Source organism: Neoaquamicrobium microcysteis (assembly GCF_008180155.1).
In the GTDB taxonomy this organism is placed as follows: domain Bacteria; phylum Pseudomonadota; class Alphaproteobacteria; order Rhizobiales; family Rhizobiaceae; genus Aerobium; species Aerobium microcysteis.
Map to the genome: position 1 here is coordinate 23,389 of NZ_VSZS01000063.1, position 15,063 is coordinate 38,451.

15 protein-coding genes are annotated in these 15,063 nt (G+C 66.3%); 12 read left to right on the forward strand and 3 right to left on the reverse strand.

Annotation, left to right across the window (positions count from 1 at the left end; all coding sequences use genetic code 11):
• Positions 1-105 precede the first annotated feature (105 nt).
• From mbhE to FY036_RS12145, 10 genes are all read left to right on the forward strand, one after another.
• The gene (gene mbhE, locus FY036_RS12100) at positions 106-2,406 is read left to right on the forward strand and encodes a hydrogen gas-evolving membrane-bound hydrogenase subunit E (protein WP_148914996.1); all 2,301 of its coding nucleotides are present in this window, start codon (positions 106-108) and stop codon (positions 2,404-2,406) included.
• Entirely contained in the window at positions 2,403-2,798 is a 396-nt protein-coding gene (locus tag FY036_RS12105) for an MnhB domain-containing protein (RefSeq protein ID WP_148914997.1), read from the forward strand. Before mbhE ends, FY036_RS12105 begins: the two co-directional genes overlap by 4 nt.
• Position 2,799: 1 nt before the next feature.
• A complete protein-coding gene (locus tag FY036_RS12110; RefSeq protein WP_148914998.1) occupies positions 2,800-3,210 on the forward strand; it encodes an NADH-quinone oxidoreductase subunit K in 411 nt (136 codons plus the stop codon).
• The gene (locus FY036_RS12115) at positions 3,207-4,745 is read left to right on the forward strand and encodes a proton-conducting transporter transmembrane domain-containing protein (protein ID WP_148914999.1); all 1,539 of its coding nucleotides are present in this window, start codon (positions 3,207-3,209) and stop codon (positions 4,743-4,745) included. Before FY036_RS12110 ends, FY036_RS12115 begins: the two co-directional genes overlap by 4 nt.
• Entirely contained in the window at positions 4,742-5,062 is a 321-nt protein-coding gene (locus FY036_RS12120; protein WP_148915000.1) for a Na+/H+ antiporter subunit E, read from the forward strand. The genes FY036_RS12115 and FY036_RS12120 overlap by 4 nt, the downstream gene beginning before the upstream one ends.
• Positions 5,059-5,355, forward strand: a complete 297-nt coding sequence (locus FY036_RS12125; RefSeq protein WP_201744750.1) for a monovalent cation/H+ antiporter complex subunit F — start codon at positions 5,059-5,061, stop codon at positions 5,353-5,355. The genes FY036_RS12120 and FY036_RS12125 overlap by 4 nt, the downstream gene beginning before the upstream one ends.
• On the forward strand, positions 5,352-6,212 hold the full coding sequence (mnhG, locus tag FY036_RS12130; protein ID WP_148915001.1) for a monovalent cation/H(+) antiporter subunit G: 861 nt from the start codon (positions 5,352-5,354) through the stop codon (positions 6,210-6,212). The genes FY036_RS12125 and mnhG overlap by 4 nt, the downstream gene beginning before the upstream one ends.
• A 58-nt stretch (positions 6,213-6,270) precedes the next feature.
• Positions 6,271-7,689, forward strand: a complete 1,419-nt coding sequence (locus FY036_RS12135) for a sensor histidine kinase (protein ID WP_161601128.1) — start codon at positions 6,271-6,273, stop codon at positions 7,687-7,689.
• On the forward strand, positions 7,686-8,984 hold the full coding sequence (locus FY036_RS12140; RefSeq protein ID WP_148915003.1) for a sigma-54-dependent transcriptional regulator: 1,299 nt from the start codon (positions 7,686-7,688) through the stop codon (positions 8,982-8,984). The genes FY036_RS12135 and FY036_RS12140 overlap by 4 nt, the downstream gene beginning before the upstream one ends.
• Before the next feature lie 104 nt (positions 8,985-9,088).
• On the forward strand, positions 9,089-10,207 hold the full coding sequence (locus FY036_RS12145; protein WP_148915004.1) for a DegT/DnrJ/EryC1/StrS family aminotransferase: 1,119 nt from the start codon (positions 9,089-9,091) through the stop codon (positions 10,205-10,207).
• Between the two features lie 67 nt (positions 10,208-10,274).
• Here FY036_RS12145 and FY036_RS12150 read toward each other — a convergent pair whose 3' ends face one another.
• The gene (locus FY036_RS12150; RefSeq protein WP_148915005.1) at positions 10,275-10,865 is read right to left on the reverse strand and encodes a biotin transporter BioY; all 591 of its coding nucleotides are present in this window, start codon (positions 10,863-10,865) and stop codon (positions 10,275-10,277) included.
• A 123-nt stretch (positions 10,866-10,988) separates the two neighbouring features.
• Here FY036_RS12150 and FY036_RS12155 point away from each other — a divergent pair, with 123 nt between their 5' ends.
• A complete protein-coding gene (locus FY036_RS12155) occupies positions 10,989-11,894 on the forward strand; it encodes an MBL fold metallo-hydrolase (protein ID WP_148915006.1) in 906 nt (301 codons plus the stop codon).
• Here the strand turns inward: FY036_RS12155 and FY036_RS12160 are convergent.
• Together FY036_RS12160 and FY036_RS12165 are read right to left on the reverse strand one after the other, a co-directional pair.
• Positions 11,865-12,656, reverse strand: coding sequence for a DUF1499 domain-containing protein (locus tag FY036_RS12160; protein ID WP_161601129.1), 792 nt, complete (start codon positions 12,654-12,656; stop codon positions 11,865-11,867). The two genes, FY036_RS12155 and FY036_RS12160, sit on opposite strands and share 30 nt — an antisense overlap.
• A 134-nt stretch (positions 12,657-12,790) precedes the next feature.
• Positions 12,791-14,419: a 3-(methylthio)propionyl-CoA ligase gene (locus FY036_RS12165; protein ID WP_148915008.1), complete on the reverse strand. Its 1,629-nt coding sequence runs from the start codon at positions 14,417-14,419 to the stop codon at positions 12,791-12,793.
• A 170-nt stretch (positions 14,420-14,589) separates the two neighbouring features.
• Here FY036_RS12165 and FY036_RS12170 point away from each other — a divergent pair, with 170 nt between their 5' ends.
• Positions 14,590-15,009: a hypothetical protein gene (locus FY036_RS12170; protein WP_148915009.1), complete on the forward strand. Its 420-nt coding sequence runs from the start codon at positions 14,590-14,592 to the stop codon at positions 15,007-15,009.
• Positions 15,010-15,063 lie beyond the last annotated feature (54 nt).

The following is a 15,063-nucleotide window of genomic DNA, read 5'->3' on the forward strand; positions in this document are numbered from 1 at the left end:
CTCTGGCGATCTCGGCGCCAAGCTACTGTTTTCGCAATCTTTTCCAGCCCTCAACCGAACTGGCACGAAACTTTCATTGGGGTTTCCGACAACGGAAGCCTTCTGATGACCCTACTTGCACTGATCGCATTTCCATTCCTGCTCGCACCGTTTGCCGGCTGGGCCGGTGGCCGTTCGTCGCCGCTGGTTGCGGCAGTGCCGCTGCTGCTGTTCATCGGCTTCGCGGCGATGATGCCCTATGTGTCGGCAGATGCGATCGTGCACGAAACCCACCGCTGGATTCCCAGCCTCGACATCCGGGCTGCGTTCAGGCTCGACGGGCTGTCGCTGACCTTCGCGCTGCTGATATCGGGTATCGGAACGGCGGTTTTCCTCTACGCCTCGGCCTATCTGAAGGGCGCGCCCCGGCTGGCGCGCTTCTATACGGTGCTGACGCTTTTCATGGCGTCGATGCTGGGCGCGGTGATGGCCGACGACCTGATGCTGCTGGTCGTGTTCTGGGAGATGACCAGCCTCACCTCGTTCCTGCTCATCGGCTACACGCCGGAGGCGGCCGCATCGCGCAGGTCGGCGCAGCAGGGCTTCCTCATCACGGTTTCGGGGGGGCTCGCCATGCTGGCGGGCGTGATTTTGCTGGGGACGGCTGCGGGCACCTTCTCGATCACGGAAATCCTCGACCAGCGCGAAGCCATTGCAGCGCATCCCGCCGCGCCGGCGATCATAATCCTCCTCGCGGCCGGCGCGTTCGCCAAATCGGCGCAGGCCCCGCTGCATTCGTGGCTCGCCAACGCGATGGTCGCGCCGACGCCGGTTTCCGCGTTCCTGCACTCCGCCACCATGGTGAAGCTGGGCGTCTATCTGCTCGCGCGGATGGACCCGATCTTCTCCGACACCGGCCTGTGGATCACGCTGCTGACGCTGTTCGGCGCGGCGACGATGCTGGTGGGCGCGACGCTTGCGATGCGCGAGACCGACCTGAAGCGCGTGCTGGCCTATTCGACCATCGTGTCGCTGGGCACGCTGACGATGATGATCGGCATACCGGGTGAACTGGCGGCAGTCGCCACCGTCACCTTCCTGATCGTGCACGCGCTTTACAAGGCGTGCCTGTTCATGGTCGCCGGCATCGTCGACCACGAGACGGGAACGCGCGATTCCTCCAAGCTGGGCGGTCTGCGCCACTACATGCCGAAGACCGCGCTGGTGGCGCTCGCGGGCGGGCTGTCGATGGCCGGCCTGCCGCCCTTCATCGGTTTCGCCTCGAAGGAACTCGTCTACGAGACGAGCCTCGAGACCTCCGGCTGGTGGCTGGTGGTGGCCGCAGCGCTTCTGGCAAACATTGCGATGGTGGTGGTCGCCGCCATCGTCGCGATCCGCTGCTTTGCAGGCGAACAGACCTCGACGCCCAAGACCCCGCACGATCCCGGCTTCGCCATGCTGGGCGGCCCGGCCGTGCTGGCCCTGCTTGGCCTCGTCTTCGGCGCCGCGCCCGGCCTCGTGGGCGAAAGCCTCATCGTGCCTGCGGCAAGCGCGGTTGCGGGCTACCCTGTCGACTATTCGCTGTCGCTGTGGCACGGCTTCACCCCGATGCTGGCGCTGAGCCTGCTGACGCTGGCACTCGGCGCGTTCGTCTTCCTGCGCTGGGACAGCATCCGCCCCCGCCTCGCCGGCATCTCGCAGATCGACAGCTGGGGGCCGGACCGGCTCTACGATCGCGCGATGGACGGCCTTCAGCGCATGTCCACCTGGCAGACGCAGCTCATCCAGTCCGGCAGCCTGCGCGGCTACGTCGCCCGCACGCTGCTGGTCATTTCGGTCGCGGGTCTCGCCACGCTGCTCATTCGCGGCGGGTTCGAGATGCCTTCGTTCGCAGGCGCCCTCACGCCCGACGTCACGCTGGCGGTGCTGCTGGTGATCGGCGCGCTGGCCGTCGCGCGTGCGCGCAATTTCGTCGCAGGCATCGTGGCGGCGGGCCTCGTCGGCTTCACGGTGGCGCTGCTGTTTCTGGTTCGCGGCGCGCCCGATCTCGCCTTCACCCAGTTCTCGGTGGAGGCTCTGGCCATCGTCATCATGTTGGCGATCGTTGGGCGGATGCCTTTCCGCGAGCGTGATTACCGGCCGTCGCGCGAGCGCGTTCGCGATATCGGCATCGCCTGCCTCATCGGGGTGACGGCGACGCTCATCATGCTTGCCGTGCTGGCACAGCCGTTCGATCCGCGCCTTTCAGACTACTTCCGCATGACGAGCGTGCCGGAGGCCCATGGCCGCAACCTCGTCAACGTCATCCTCGTCGACTTCCGCGCGATCGACACGCTGGGCGAAATCATCGTGCTCGGCCTCGCAGCCGTCGCCGCAGCCGCAGTTCTCGCCGGGCTGCGCCGCGCAACCTCGGAGAAGCGCCCATGAGCTCTCTCATCCTCACGACCACCAGCCGCCTGATCCTGCCGGCCGCGCTGATCTTCTCGATCTACGTGCTGCTGCGCGGCCACAACGAGCCCGGCGGCGGTTTCATCGGCGGGCTGATCGCGGCGGCGGGCATCGCCGTCCACGCGATCCCGCGCGGCCGCACCGGTCTGATCGCGCTGCTGCGCGTGTGGCCCAAGGCGCTGATCGGCGCGGGAATGCTGCTCGGCATAGCGGCGGGCATCCCCGCACTGCTGCTGGCGGAGCCGTTCCTGACGCAGCAATGGCCGTTCGCCTCGCTGCCCATCGGCACGACGCTGGTGTTCGACGTGGGCGTCTATCTGGTCGTCATCGGCTCGGTGCTGACCTTCCTGTCCTATTATCTGGAGAACTGACGTGGAGCCCGTCTTCGCCCTCGCCTTCGGCGTCATGGTGGCGGTCGCCGCCTATCTGCTGATGTCGCGCAACGTGCTGCGGATCGTGCTCGGCCTGCTCGTGCTCGGCAACGCCGCCAATCTTTCGATCTTCCTTGCCGGGCGTCTCGACTCGCGCATTCCGCCGCTCGTGCCGGCCGGAGAAACCATGCTCGTGGGTGGCGCCAACCCGCTGCCGCAGGCGCTGATCCTGACGGCCATCGTCATCTCCTTCGCGCTCGTCGCCTTCACCGTGGTGCTGTTCGAAAGCGCCCACCGCCGCCTCGGCACGCTCGATGCAGAGGCCATGCGCGAGGCCGAGCCACGGCCGGCCGAAAAGAGCGTGACCGAGCCGCGCAGGAGCGCGCCCGCAAAGGTGACGGAGCACGCATGATGAACGCCGACCTGCTTCTGACACTGCCGATCCTGTTTCCCGCGCTGGGCATCGCGCTCTGCGCGCTGTTCTGGTCCAACAAGAACGCGCAGCGCGCCATAAACCTGGCAGCCAGCATCGGGCTTCTGGGCTCGGCCATAGCATTGATGGCAGCGGTCCATGACGGCACCGTGCTGGTGACGCGGTTTGGCAACTGGGACGCGCCGTTCGGCATCGTCTTCGTGGCGGACATGTTTGCGGCAGCCATGGTGCTGATTACCGGCGTCATGGCGGTTGCCGTGGGTGTTTACGGGCTTGCGGGCAACATCGAGCCCAAGGAAAACGCGTTCTACCACCTGCTCTATCAGGGGCTGCTGCTGGGCGTGACCGGCGCGTTCCTCACCGGCGACATCTTCAATCTGTATGTCTGGTTCGAGATCATGCTGATCTCGTCCTTCGGCCTGCTGGCGCTGGGCGGCACGCGCGACCAGCTGGACGCAGGCGTCAAATACGTCACGCTCAACCTGATCGCGACGACCTTCTTCCTCATCAGCGTCGCCTTCCTCTACGGCCTCACCGGCACGCTCAACATGGCCGACATCGCCCGCGTGCTGCCCACCGTCGAGAACCAGGGGCTGGTGACGACCATCGCGGTGATGTTCCTGATGGCGTTCGGTGCGAAGGCGGCCGTGTTCCCGCTGTTCTACTGGCTGCCCGCTGCCTACCACACGGCGTCGGCGCCCATCGTGGCGATCTTCGCCGCGCTGCTGACCAAGGTGGGCGTCTACGCGATCATCCGCACCTTCACGCTGCTGTTCGACGGCGACGCCGGCTATACCGGGCCGATCGTCGCGGGTATCGCGATCTTCACCATGGTCACCGGCGTTCTGGGCGCAGCGTCGCACTTCGATATCCGCCGCATCCTGTCGTTCCACATCATCAGCCAGATCGGCTACATGCTGTTCGGCATCGTGGTGGCGACACCGCTCGCCGTCGGCGGCTCGATCCTCTACGTCATCCACCACATCGTGGTGAAGGCGAACCTGTTCCTGCTGGCGGGCGTGGTGAACAGGGCCGGCGGCTCGTTCGACCTCAAGAAGACCGGCGGCCTCTACCGCACCATGCCCATGCTGGGCGTGCTGTTCCTCATCCCCGCGCTGTCGCTGGCGGGCCTGCCGCCGCTGTCGGGCTTCTGGTCCAAGTTCACGGTCATCAAGGCCAGCCTCGATGCCGAGCACTACATCCTCGCCGGCGCGGGCCTGATGGTCGGCACGCTGACGCTCTATTCCATGGTGAAGATCTGGAACGAGGCGTTCTGGAAAGCCGCGCCGGAGAACGCCACGGCCGCCATGCAGTCATGGCAGGCGGACCGCCGGACCCGGCTCATCATGCTTTCCCCCATCGTGGCGCTGGCCTGCGTTACGCTCACCATCGGCTTCTTCGCCGAACCGTTCGTCGACTTCTCGATGCGGGCGGGAGCGCAGCTCCTCGACCAGTCCGTCTACATCGACGCGGTCTTCGGCCCGGCCGAGCAACTTGCGGAGGTCAACCCATGAGCGCCCCCCTCGCATGGCTGCGCCTGACAGGCCTGTTCTTCCGTGACCTGGCCCTGTCGGTGCACGACGTGGTGCTGACCGTGCTCAATCCGCGTCGGCCAATCCGCTCGGCAATTCTGGCGGTGCCGCTCGACGTGAAGAGCGAAAGCGGCATCGCGCTGCTTGCCAACATGATTACGCTGACGCCCGGCACCACCAGCCTGCATGTCAGCGAAGATCGCTCGACCCTCTACGTGCACGTGATGAACGTCTCCGACGAGACGGTCACGCAGATCAAGGACGGCTTCGAGCGTCACGTTCAGGAGGTGCTGCCATGATCGTACAGGCACTTTACCACGGCGGCGTGTTCGTCGCCCTGATGCTGCTGCTGGCGGCTCTGGTGTGCGCAGGCGTGCGCATCGTGCGTGGCCCAAGCGGGCCGGACCGGGTCGTCGCGCTGGACATTCTCAGCCTTCTGGGCGTCGCGGCGGCCGGCATGGCCGTCATCGTCTCCGGTTCGACGGCCTTCATCGACATCGCACTCGGCGTCGCGCTGGTGGGCTTCCTGGCCTCGGTGGCCTTTGCCGGCTTCATCGAACGCGGCTCCATCGACGAGGAGGAAGAAGGATGATGGCGCTTCTGTCCGCGCTCTTTCTGGTGGCCGGCGCGGGGCTGTGCCTCATCGCCGCCGTCGGGGTCCTGCGCCTGCCCGACTATTTCATGCGCATGCATGCCGCCACCAAGGCCGGCGTGGCGGGCTGCGGCCTGCTGCTGATCGGCGTGGCCTTTGCCGAGCCGTCGCCCGGCATGTGGATCAAGGTCGCGATCGCGATCGTCTTCCTGCTTCTGACCCAACCCATCGCGGGCCACCTGCTTGCCCGCGCCGGCTATGTCGCCGGCGTACCGCTGTGGGGCGGCACCAGCGACGACCAGCTCAAGGGCGAGCTGCGTCGTGGCGATTTCGACCAGCCAGCCACAGCGCGTCCGCGGAGAACGAAGATGCAAAAAGGGATAGATCAGGTGGTTCTGGGGCTGGCCAGCGGGCGCGGTCTGGAAACCGCCATCGCGGAAGCACTCGAGCTGGCGAGAACGCACAAGGCCGACCTGGTTGGCCTCGCCATCGTCGACACCAAGACGCTCCACAATGTCGGCCCCGTCCCGCTGGGCGGCAACCACTATGCAGCCCAGCTCCGCAACACGCTGACGACCAAGGCGCGGCACAGGATGGCCGAGGCCGTGCAGTCGTTCGAGCAGGCCGCCAGGGCCGCCAATATCCGCTTTGCCGTCAGCGTGGAGGAAGGCGATCCCGTCGCGATCCTGCGCGCGCAGCTCGACCGGGGCGTCACGCTCGTGCTGCCGCGCCACGCCTGGTTCGACCACGGGCTGGCGGAAAAGCAGATCGATCCCGCGGCGCGGCTGGCGCGCCATCGCATCACGCCGGCAGAGGCTTCGGACAAAGGTGATGCGCCAATCGTCGTTTTCAGTTGAAGCCGGGCACGGCGCTTGCGAACCTGAAAGGGAAATCGCTAGCGGGAGTGCCGGCGTCTTGGATGCGCTGACCCAGAAAATGCCCGTCGCCGTTCGGCTTCCGCTGATCGCTGCGACGATGATCTTCTTCACGGCCGTCGTTTCGACGCAGACGGCGATCATCTTCATGTCGCGGCAGGCCGAGCAGCAGGTCGCGACCCTCGGCCACGTCTATCTCGACGGCCTCTCGGCGGCCCTGCTGACGCCGGCCCTTAACGGCGACGCGCCGGCCATCCAGAGCGTTCTGGAACGGGCTCTCAAGTTTCACGAAGGCGTGGTCGACAGACGTCTGGTCTATTTCGATACCGAGCGGGCCGTGGTGGCCGACGCGCAGCGCGACGAACTGCCGGAGACCGGCCCTCCCCCCGCAATCGGCCCGGAGGAGAGCGGGGCGCTACCCGTCTCGCCCGAAGGAGACGTGTGGATTTGGCGTGGGCTTCACGACGGTGACACGCAGCTCGGCATCGTCGCCGCCAACCTCGACATATCGTCGTTTCAGGAGCAGCCGCGGCAACTTCGCCTCTATCTGCTGCTGTTCGACCTCGCCTTCAGCTTTGCCTGCGCGGTGATCGGCTTCTTCATGGTGCGGCGGATGCAGCAGCCGCTCGCCCTGCTTGCCCGGCGGCTCTATGACGCCGCGTTCGGCGAACCGCGCCCGATCGGCGACGACGAGATGCCGCGCGGCGACCGACAGGCTTCCCGCATGTTCCACGCCTTCAACGCCATGGCCCATGCCAGCCACGAGCGCGAGGCGCTGCTGTCGCATCTGGCCGACCAGGAGCGCGAGGCCGTGCTGGGCAGGCTGGCGGCCACCATCGCCCATGAAGTACGCAACCCGCTGGGCGGCATGCGCACCGCTGTCGGCACCCTGAAGCGATATGGCGACAGGCCGGAAACGCGCAACGAGGCGGTCGATTTCCTCGAACGCGGCGTGCGCGCGCTGGAAGAGGTGGTGAACGCGACGCTGGAGAGCCACCGCGCCCGGCCCCAGTGGCGCGCGCTGTCGCGGCAGGATTTTCACGACCTGCGCCTGCTGGTGGAGGCCGATGGAAGTTCGCGCGGCGTGACGATCGACATGGAACTGGACATACCCGACGAGATGCACGTCGCCGCGCTCGAGGTGCGCCAGATCCTGCTCAACCTGCTCCTGAACGCCGTTCACGCCTCGGCCAAGGGCGAGACCGTGAAGCTGACCGCGAAGGCGCACGCCAGAGAACTCGTCATCGAAGTGCAGGACCGGGGCAGCGGCCTCGACGCCCAGACGGCGCGCGCGCTGGAGGAAGGCAGCGACCCGCAGGACCTGACCGGACTGGGGGTTGCCGTCGTCATTCGCCTTGTCGAGCGGCTGCAAGGTCGCGTATCGGTGCAGGCGAAGACCGGATCGGGAACCAGGATAACGCTGAGCCTGCCCTTCCGGGCGAACGAGGCAGCGAAATGAACTCGCCCCACATTCTGATCGTCGAGGACGACGCCATTCTCGGCGGCGCGATCTCGCAACGACTGAAGCTGGAAGGCTTTCACATCGCATGGGCGCAAAGCTGCGCGGAGGCGCTGGCCGCGCTCAAGCGCCGCCATCCAGACTTCGTGCTTTCCGACATCGTGCTGCCGGACGGGTCGGGCGAAGACCTCTATCGCCGGGCGCAGCCATGGCTGGGCGACACGCCCATCCTGTTCGCAACCGCATTCGGCCAGATCGACCAGGCGGTGCGCCTGATGAAGGCGGGCGCGGACGATTACCTGACCAAGCCCTACGACGTGGACGACCTCATCGCCCGCATCCGCAACAGGCTGGCCGGACGCCCATCCCAGCCGGACGGCGAGCGCGCGGTGGAGTTTGCGATTTCCCCGGCGATGAAGCTCATCGCCGAGCAGCTGCGCCGCGTCGCCGGAACCGACCTGCCGGTTCTCATCACCGGCGAAACCGGCACCGGCAAGGAAGTCGCGGCGCGCTATCTGCACGACGTGTCGCCCAGAGCGGCACAGCCCTTCGTCGCGGTGAACTGTGGCGCGATCCCCCACGATCTTCTGGAGAGCCAGTTCTTCGGCCATGAGCGCGGCGCATTCACCGGTGCGGCGCAGGCCCATGTCGGGTTTTTCGAGGAAGCGGGCGAAGGCACGCTCTTTCTGGACGAGATAGGCGAACTGGACGCACGGCTCCAGACGGCGCTTCTGCGCGTGCTGGAGGATGGCCGTTTTCGTCCGCTCGGCTCGCGGACCGACCGTGTTTTTCGCGGGCGGATCGTCGCTGCGACCAATGCCGACCTCGAAGCGATGCGCGCGGAAAAGACCTTTCGCGACGACCTCTACTACCGGCTCTCCGTGATCGAAATCCCGCTGCCGCCGCTGCGCGCACGCGCCGACGAGATCGAGGAACTCGCAAACCGGTTTCTGAGCGAAGCGGCAGCGCGAAGCAGGACGACCGTGCGCAACCTTTCACGCGATGCGGTGGCCGCGCTGCTTCATCACGACTGGCCCGGCAACATCCGCGAACTGCGCAACCGGCTCGAGCGTGCGAACGTGCTGGCCGCCGGAGACACGCTCGAACCGGCGGACATCTTTCCCGAACGCATCCTCGACGCGATCCCCGCCGAAACGCTTGCCGATGCAAGGCGCCACAGCGAGGCCGAGCAGATCGAACGCGCGCTCGCGCTATCGCAGGGGCGCGTGGGCGAAGCGGCCAAAAGGCTGGGCATTTCGCGCACGACCCTTTGGAAGCGGCGCGCCAAGCCCTAGATCCGGGAGGCGCTGCGCCAATCCGCGCGGCTTTCGGTCTGCCGGTAACTCTGCTAACAGCGGGCGCGGCAGGCAGGCGGCGGAAACAAACCGAACGGAACGACATGCAATTCATCGATCTCGGCGCTCAGCGGGAGCGCATTCGTGACAGGCTCAAGGCCGCAATCGACGGCGTGGTCGAGGACGGACGCTACATTCTGGGCCCGCAGGTGGCCGAATTCGAAAAGGCGCTGGCGAGCTATGTCGGCGTGAAGCATGTTGTGGCGTGCGCCAACGGCACGGATGCGCTGCTGCTGCCGCTGATGGCACACGATATCGGCCCGGGCGACGCGGTTTTCGTGCCCTCCTTCACCTTCGCCGCAACGGCCGAGGTGGTCGCGCTGAGGCAGGCCGAACCGGTCTTCGTCGAGATCGAACCCGATACCTACAACATCGACCCCGCCAGCCTGGAAGCCGCCATCCAGATGGTGAAGGCGGAGGGTCGGCTGACGCCGCGCGCGATCATTCCGGTCGACCTCTTCGGCCTGTCGGCCGACTATCAGGCGGTTTCGGCCATCGCCGAGCGGCATGGTCTCATCGTGATCGAGGATGCCGCCCAGTCGGTCGGCGGATCGTCCGGCAACGGCATGTGCGGCAGCTTCGGCCATGTCGGTTCGACCAGCTTCTACCCGGCCAAGCCGCTGGGCTGCTACGGCGACGGCGGCGCGATGTTCACCAACGACGACGCGATGGCTGAGAAGCTGCGTTCGCTGGCCTTCCACGGCAAGGGCGAGACGCAGTACGACAACATCCATGTCGGCCTGAACTCGCGCCTCGACACGCTGCAGGCCGCGATCCTTATCGAGAAGCTGGCGATCCTCGAAGACGAGATGGAGAAGCGGCAGGCGATCGCCCTGCGCTACAATGACGGACTGCGCGGCGTCGTGAAGGTGCCCGAGCTGCCCGCCGGCAACCGCTCCGCTTGGGCGCAGTACGCCATCGAGACGCCGCGACGCGACGAACTGAAGGCGCATCTTCAGGCGGCGGGCATCCCTTCGGTTATCTACTACGTCAAGCCGCTGCACCAGCAGGTCGCCTATGCGCGCTACCAGACGGCCCCGGGCGGGCTCGAGCTGTCGGAAGAGCTGCCGACCCGCATCCTGTGCCTGCCGATGCACCCCTATCTTTCGCGCGAAGACCAGGACCGCATCATCGCGACGATCGTGGATTTCATCGGGCGCTGAACGGGGCCCGCACCAACAAAAAAAGGCCGGTCGAGCGACCGGCCTTTTTGCTGTTCTGTCTGGCGTTCTAGCGGCGGGCGAAGAGTGCCCAGACGGCCGGCACGATGGCGGCGGCCAGCGCGACCTTGACGAGGTCGGGCAGGATGAAGGGCGCGACGCCGAACTGCCAGGCGGCAGCGCCGCCGATGATCGTGGCGAGCCACGCGAAGCCTATCGCCATCATCACCACTTCGGCTGCGAGCATCGCGCCGAACAGCTTGAAGGGGTTGCGGTCCCAGCCGCGATCGGCAGCCCAGCCGACGATGGCCGCCATGACGACGAAGCCGGCGAGGAAGCCGCCCGTGGTGCCCAGCATGTAGGCGATGCCGATGCCCTTCTCAGGCGTCGACTGGAACACGGGGAAGCCCATCGCGCCCTGCGCCATGTAGAGCAGGAGCGTCGCAACGCCGAGGCGCAGGCCGAAGGTGGCGGCGATGCCGAGAACGACGAGCGTCTGGAGCGACATGTCGACGGGGCCGAGCACGACCTTGGTCTTGGCCGACAGCGTCAGCAGCAGCGTTCCGGCCAGCGCCAGAAAGCCGAGCACGGCATAGCGCGCCACACCCTTTTCGGGCAGCGCGAGAGAGATCAGCGGGCGGGAGAGAATTGCGGCGGACATGTCGTTCTCCATCAGAAACTTCACAGACCGGGCAGCGCCGGTGCGATGTTCCCCCTATATTAGCTTCCGTGATATGCGGCAACTCGTTTCGCCCTCCCGTCCACCACCACGGTCCTCATCCATATGGCTCTCGACTTCGACACCAAATTCGAACCCGCCTATGGCGAGGCGGTCGAGGTTGCGCCGGGTGTCGCGCGAATCACCGTCAACAATCCGAGCGCATTCACGTTTCACGGCACCAATTCCTACCTGGTGGGCAGGGATACGCTGGCCGTGATCGACCCGGGCCCGCAGGACGAGGCGCATCTGGCGGCGCTGCTGAAGGCGATCAACGGACGCCCCGTCAGCCACATCTTCGTCAGCCACACCCATGTCGATCATTCGCCGCTGGCGCGCAGGCTGGCGCAAGACACCGGCGCGACGGTGCTTGCGGAAGGGCCGCACCGCCCTGCCCGGCCGCTGCGCATCGGCGAGATCAACCCGCTGGACGCCAGCGGCGACACGGATTTCCTGCCCGACATGCCGCTGCCCGACGACGCGCTGACGCAGGGCGACGGGTGGGCGCTGCGCACCCTCCACACACCCGGACACACGGCCAACCATGTCGTCTTCGCGCTGGAGGGAACGGGTATCGTGTTCTCGGCCGACCACGTGATGGCGTGGTCTACATCGATCGTCGCGCCGCCGGACGGTGCCATGTCGGACTACATGGCCTCGCTGGACCGGTTGTTGCAGCGCGAGGATCGCGTTTTCCTGCCGGGCCATGGCGGCGCGGTCACGCACCCTTCGTCGTTCATGCGCGGGCTGAAGGCGCATCGCAAGATGCGCGAGCGCGCCATAGTCGAGCGCCTGCGCAACGGCGACCGCACCATCGCGGAGATGGTAGCGGCGATCTACCGCGACACCGACCCGCGCCTCTACGGGGCGGCGGGGCTGTCGGTGCTGGCGCATCTGGAGGACCTGGCGTCTCGCGGCGTGGTGACGGCCGAAGGGGAACCCTCAATCGACGGCGTCTTCTTCCTCGCCTGATGCGGGGATGTCGATGATCTCGAGCGACTGGCGGTTAAACTCAGCGTCCAGATCGGCCATGAAGGCGCGGATGCGGCGTGCGCCGTCGCCAAGATCGTGCAGGCCGTAGCGCGCTGCAAGCCGCATGTCGACGAAGGTCGATTCGCCCTCGTCGGTCAGCCGGATCGCCGCATCGGCGGGAAGACGCACCAGCCATGTCGGCGCCTCGACCTCGATGACGACCTCGCCCGCGTCGGCGTCGGTGGGCAGCGGTGCGTATGGCGTCCAGCCGCGCGCGGTGATGACGGCCGCAACGGCGCTCAGCACGCGCGCGGTCGATGCGTCGTAGCGGCGTGCGCTGACATCGGGATAGTTGCGGACCTGAAGATCGGCCGCCTCTGCACCTATCGGACCTATCTGGTTCATCTCAGCCGAGCGCGCGCGGGCGGCGCGGGCAAATTCCGGCGGCTCCAGCAGGTCGGTCGAGATGTCGTTGAGCGCAGGATTGCTCAGAACGAGCCATGCTCCGCCAAGGTACGGCACCAGCACGATGACGGACAGCACCGTTGCCGCAAGCGACGCCCGGCCGGCCTTTTCGCCATATTCCCAAAGACGGAAAAATCCGCCCACCGCGAGCGCCAGCCCCGTGAGCGCGAGGGCCGCCGCCAGACCCAGCACCCAGAAGAAGCCGATCGTCTCTATGAACGCGTAGCGATGCGCCAAGCATGCCACGACCAGCAGCACGAGCGAAAAACCGGAAATGCGTCTGGCCCACTGCGCCATTCGCGAAACCCGCCGTTCCGGCAACAACACCATCCTACCCCGCGATCCTGATCTCCGCTCGCCTCTTACCGGCTTGCCGGCAGAGCGTCAAAGATGTCGCGCGGAAGGAACGACGGCAGCCGGGTGCGGCACCCTCACCCCGTCGGCAGGCGATAGTCGGCAAACTGGCTGCGCAGCGTGGTCTTCTGGATCTTGCCGGTCGCCGTATGCGGGATCTCGTCCACGAACACTACGTCGTCGGGCATCCACCACTTGGCGATCTTGCCTTCCATGAAGCCCAGCAGGTCGTCCTTCGACGGCTCCTTGCCCTCCTTGCGCACCACCACCAGAAGCGGGCGCTCGTCCCATTTGGGATGGGCGATGCCGATGACGGCCGCTTCCGCCACATCTGGGTGGCCGACCGCGAGGTTTTCGAGGTCGATGGTCGAAATCCACTCGCCGCCGGATTTGATGACGTCCTTTGCGCGGTCGGTGATCTGCATGTAGCCGTTGGGGTCGATATGCGCGACATCGCCCGTGTCGAACCAGCCGTCCTCGTCGAACTGGTCGGCCCCAGCGCCGCCGTAGTAGGCCCCCGCCACGGCCGGTCCGCGCACCTTGAGCCGGCCGAAGGTCTTGCCGTCCCACGGCTGGTCGCGGTTGTCGTCGTCGGTCACCTTCATCTCCACGCCGAACGGCGCCGTACCCTGCTTTTGCTGGATGTCGAGCCGGGCATCGCCTTCCAGCGCCGCATATTCCGGCTTCATGGTGCCAAGCGTGCCCAGCGGGGACATCTCCGTCATGCCCCAGGCATGGATGACCTCGACGTCGTAGTTCTGCTGGAACTTCTGCGTCATGGCGCGCGGGCAGGCCGATCCGCCGATCACCACCTTCTTCAGATGGGGCAGTTTCCTGCCCGTCTGCTCCAGATATTGCAGCAGCATGAGCCACACGGTCGGCACCGCGGCGGTGAACGTCACCTTCTCGGTGTCGAGAAGCTCGTAGATCGATTCCCCGTCCATCTTGCCGCCGGGCATGACCAGCTTCGCGCCGATCATCGGCGCGGCCTGCGCAAGACCCCAGGCATTGGCATGGAACATCGGCACGACCGGCAGGATGACGTCGCGCGACGAGATGCCCATCGCGTCCGGCATGCAGGCGATCATCGCGTGCAGCACGTTGGAGCGGTGGGAATAGACCACGCCCTTGGGGTCGCCCGTCGTGCCGGATGTGTAGCACATGCCGCAGGCAGCACCTTCGTCCAGCTGCTTCCAGGCGAAATCGCCATCGGCTGCGGCCAACCACTCCTCGTAGGAAACCGCATTGGACAGACTCGTCTGCGGCATATGGGCGGCATCGGTGAAGACGATGACCTTTCGCACCGATGCAACCTGCGGCACGATCTTCTCGGCCAGCGGCAGGAAGGTCAGGTCAACGAAGAGGGCCGCATCCTCCGCATGGTTCATGATCCACGCGATCTGCTCGGGGAAGAGCCTCGGGTTGAGCGTGTGGTAGACCCCGCCCATGCCCATGATGCCGTACCACGCTTCAAGGTGACGGCCGGTGTTCCACGCCAGCGTCGCGATGCGGTCGCCGGCTGCAAAACCCTCGCGCTCCAGAAGCTGGGCGACCTTGAGCGCGCGCGTGCGTGCCTCGGCGTAGGTGGTCCGCACGATCGGCCCTTCGACGGACCGCGACACGATTTCGCGTCCACCGTGCTGCACCGCCGCGTGGTCCAGTATCTTGTGGCAGAGCAGTGGCCAATCCTGCATGAGTCCGAGCATCGCATTCCTCCTGTTTGCGGGCCGCAGTCTTTGCCGGAACGTCCGTCTTGTCCAGATGCGATGTATTGCGACCATGGTACACGGCGCGACGCCACAAAGACGCCATCTTCCGGCGGAACCGTGGTTTTGCGGGTGGGTTAAGAAAAGTCTGACAGGATGAGGCCCTCCCTATGGAAATTTCCGCTGTCGAAGCGACCCCTCCCCCGCTGCAGCCTCCGCCGCCACTGTCTTCCTTTCCCTCTCTGGAAGCCGTGGAGATCGAGCTGGAGCTCGGTCTGAAGAAGATCGAGGGCGAGGAATACGAGGCCGCGATACGCGAAACAGTCGAGGAAGTGGGCGGCGTCCTGCTTTTCCATATGAAGGCCGCCAAGGACGGCGCAGAACACTGGATGGCTGCGGTCGCCTTCGAAACCGCCGACGGGCGAGAGATCGCCATCATCGACCTGCCGTCCAGCGGTCAGGGCGTGAGCGTCACCCCGGTTTCGCAGAGCGAACTGCCGATCGCGACCATCGCGCAGGCCTATGCCGGCCTTGCCGAAAGCTGGACCCCACCGACGCACGAGGCTGGGCCAAGCTCGATGGCGATGTGAACCAGCGACCGCGCGGCCTTACGCGGGCGAGCGATAGCGGCTAGATTTGGCCTC

Coding starts and splice junctions, on each gene's coding strand:
- mnhG (WP_148915001.1), top strand. CDS start 5,352: ATGATGGCGCTTCTGTCCGCGCTCTTTCTGGTGGCCGGCGCGGGGCTG.
- FY036_RS12120 (WP_148915000.1), top strand. CDS start 4,742: ATGAGCGCCCCCCTCGCATGGCTGCGCCTGACAGGCCTGTTCTTCCGT.
- FY036_RS12125 (WP_201744750.1), top strand. CDS start 5,059: ATGATCGTACAGGCACTTTACCACGGCGGCGTGTTCGTCGCCCTGATG.
- FY036_RS12115 (WP_148914999.1), top strand. CDS start 3,207: ATGATGAACGCCGACCTGCTTCTGACACTGCCGATCCTGTTTCCCGCG.
- mbhE (WP_148914996.1), top strand. CDS start 106: ATGACCCTACTTGCACTGATCGCATTTCCATTCCTGCTCGCACCGTTT.
- FY036_RS12150 (WP_148915005.1), bottom strand. CDS start 10,865: ATGTCCGCCGCAATTCTCTCCCGCCCGCTGATCTCTCTCGCGCTGCCC.
- FY036_RS12105 (WP_148914997.1), top strand. CDS start 2,403: ATGAGCTCTCTCATCCTCACGACCACCAGCCGCCTGATCCTGCCGGCC.
- FY036_RS12155 (WP_148915006.1), top strand. CDS start 10,989: ATGGCTCTCGACTTCGACACCAAATTCGAACCCGCCTATGGCGAGGCG.
- FY036_RS12140 (WP_148915003.1), top strand. CDS start 7,686: ATGAACTCGCCCCACATTCTGATCGTCGAGGACGACGCCATTCTCGGC.
- FY036_RS12145 (WP_148915004.1), top strand. CDS start 9,089: ATGCAATTCATCGATCTCGGCGCTCAGCGGGAGCGCATTCGTGACAGG.
- FY036_RS12160 (WP_161601129.1), bottom strand. CDS start 12,656: ATGGCGCAGTGGGCCAGACGCATTTCCGGTTTTTCGCTCGTGCTGCTG.
- FY036_RS12165 (WP_148915008.1), bottom strand. CDS start 14,419: ATGCTCGGACTCATGCAGGATTGGCCACTGCTCTGCCACAAGATACTG.
- FY036_RS12170 (WP_148915009.1), top strand. CDS start 14,590: ATGGAAATTTCCGCTGTCGAAGCGACCCCTCCCCCGCTGCAGCCTCCG.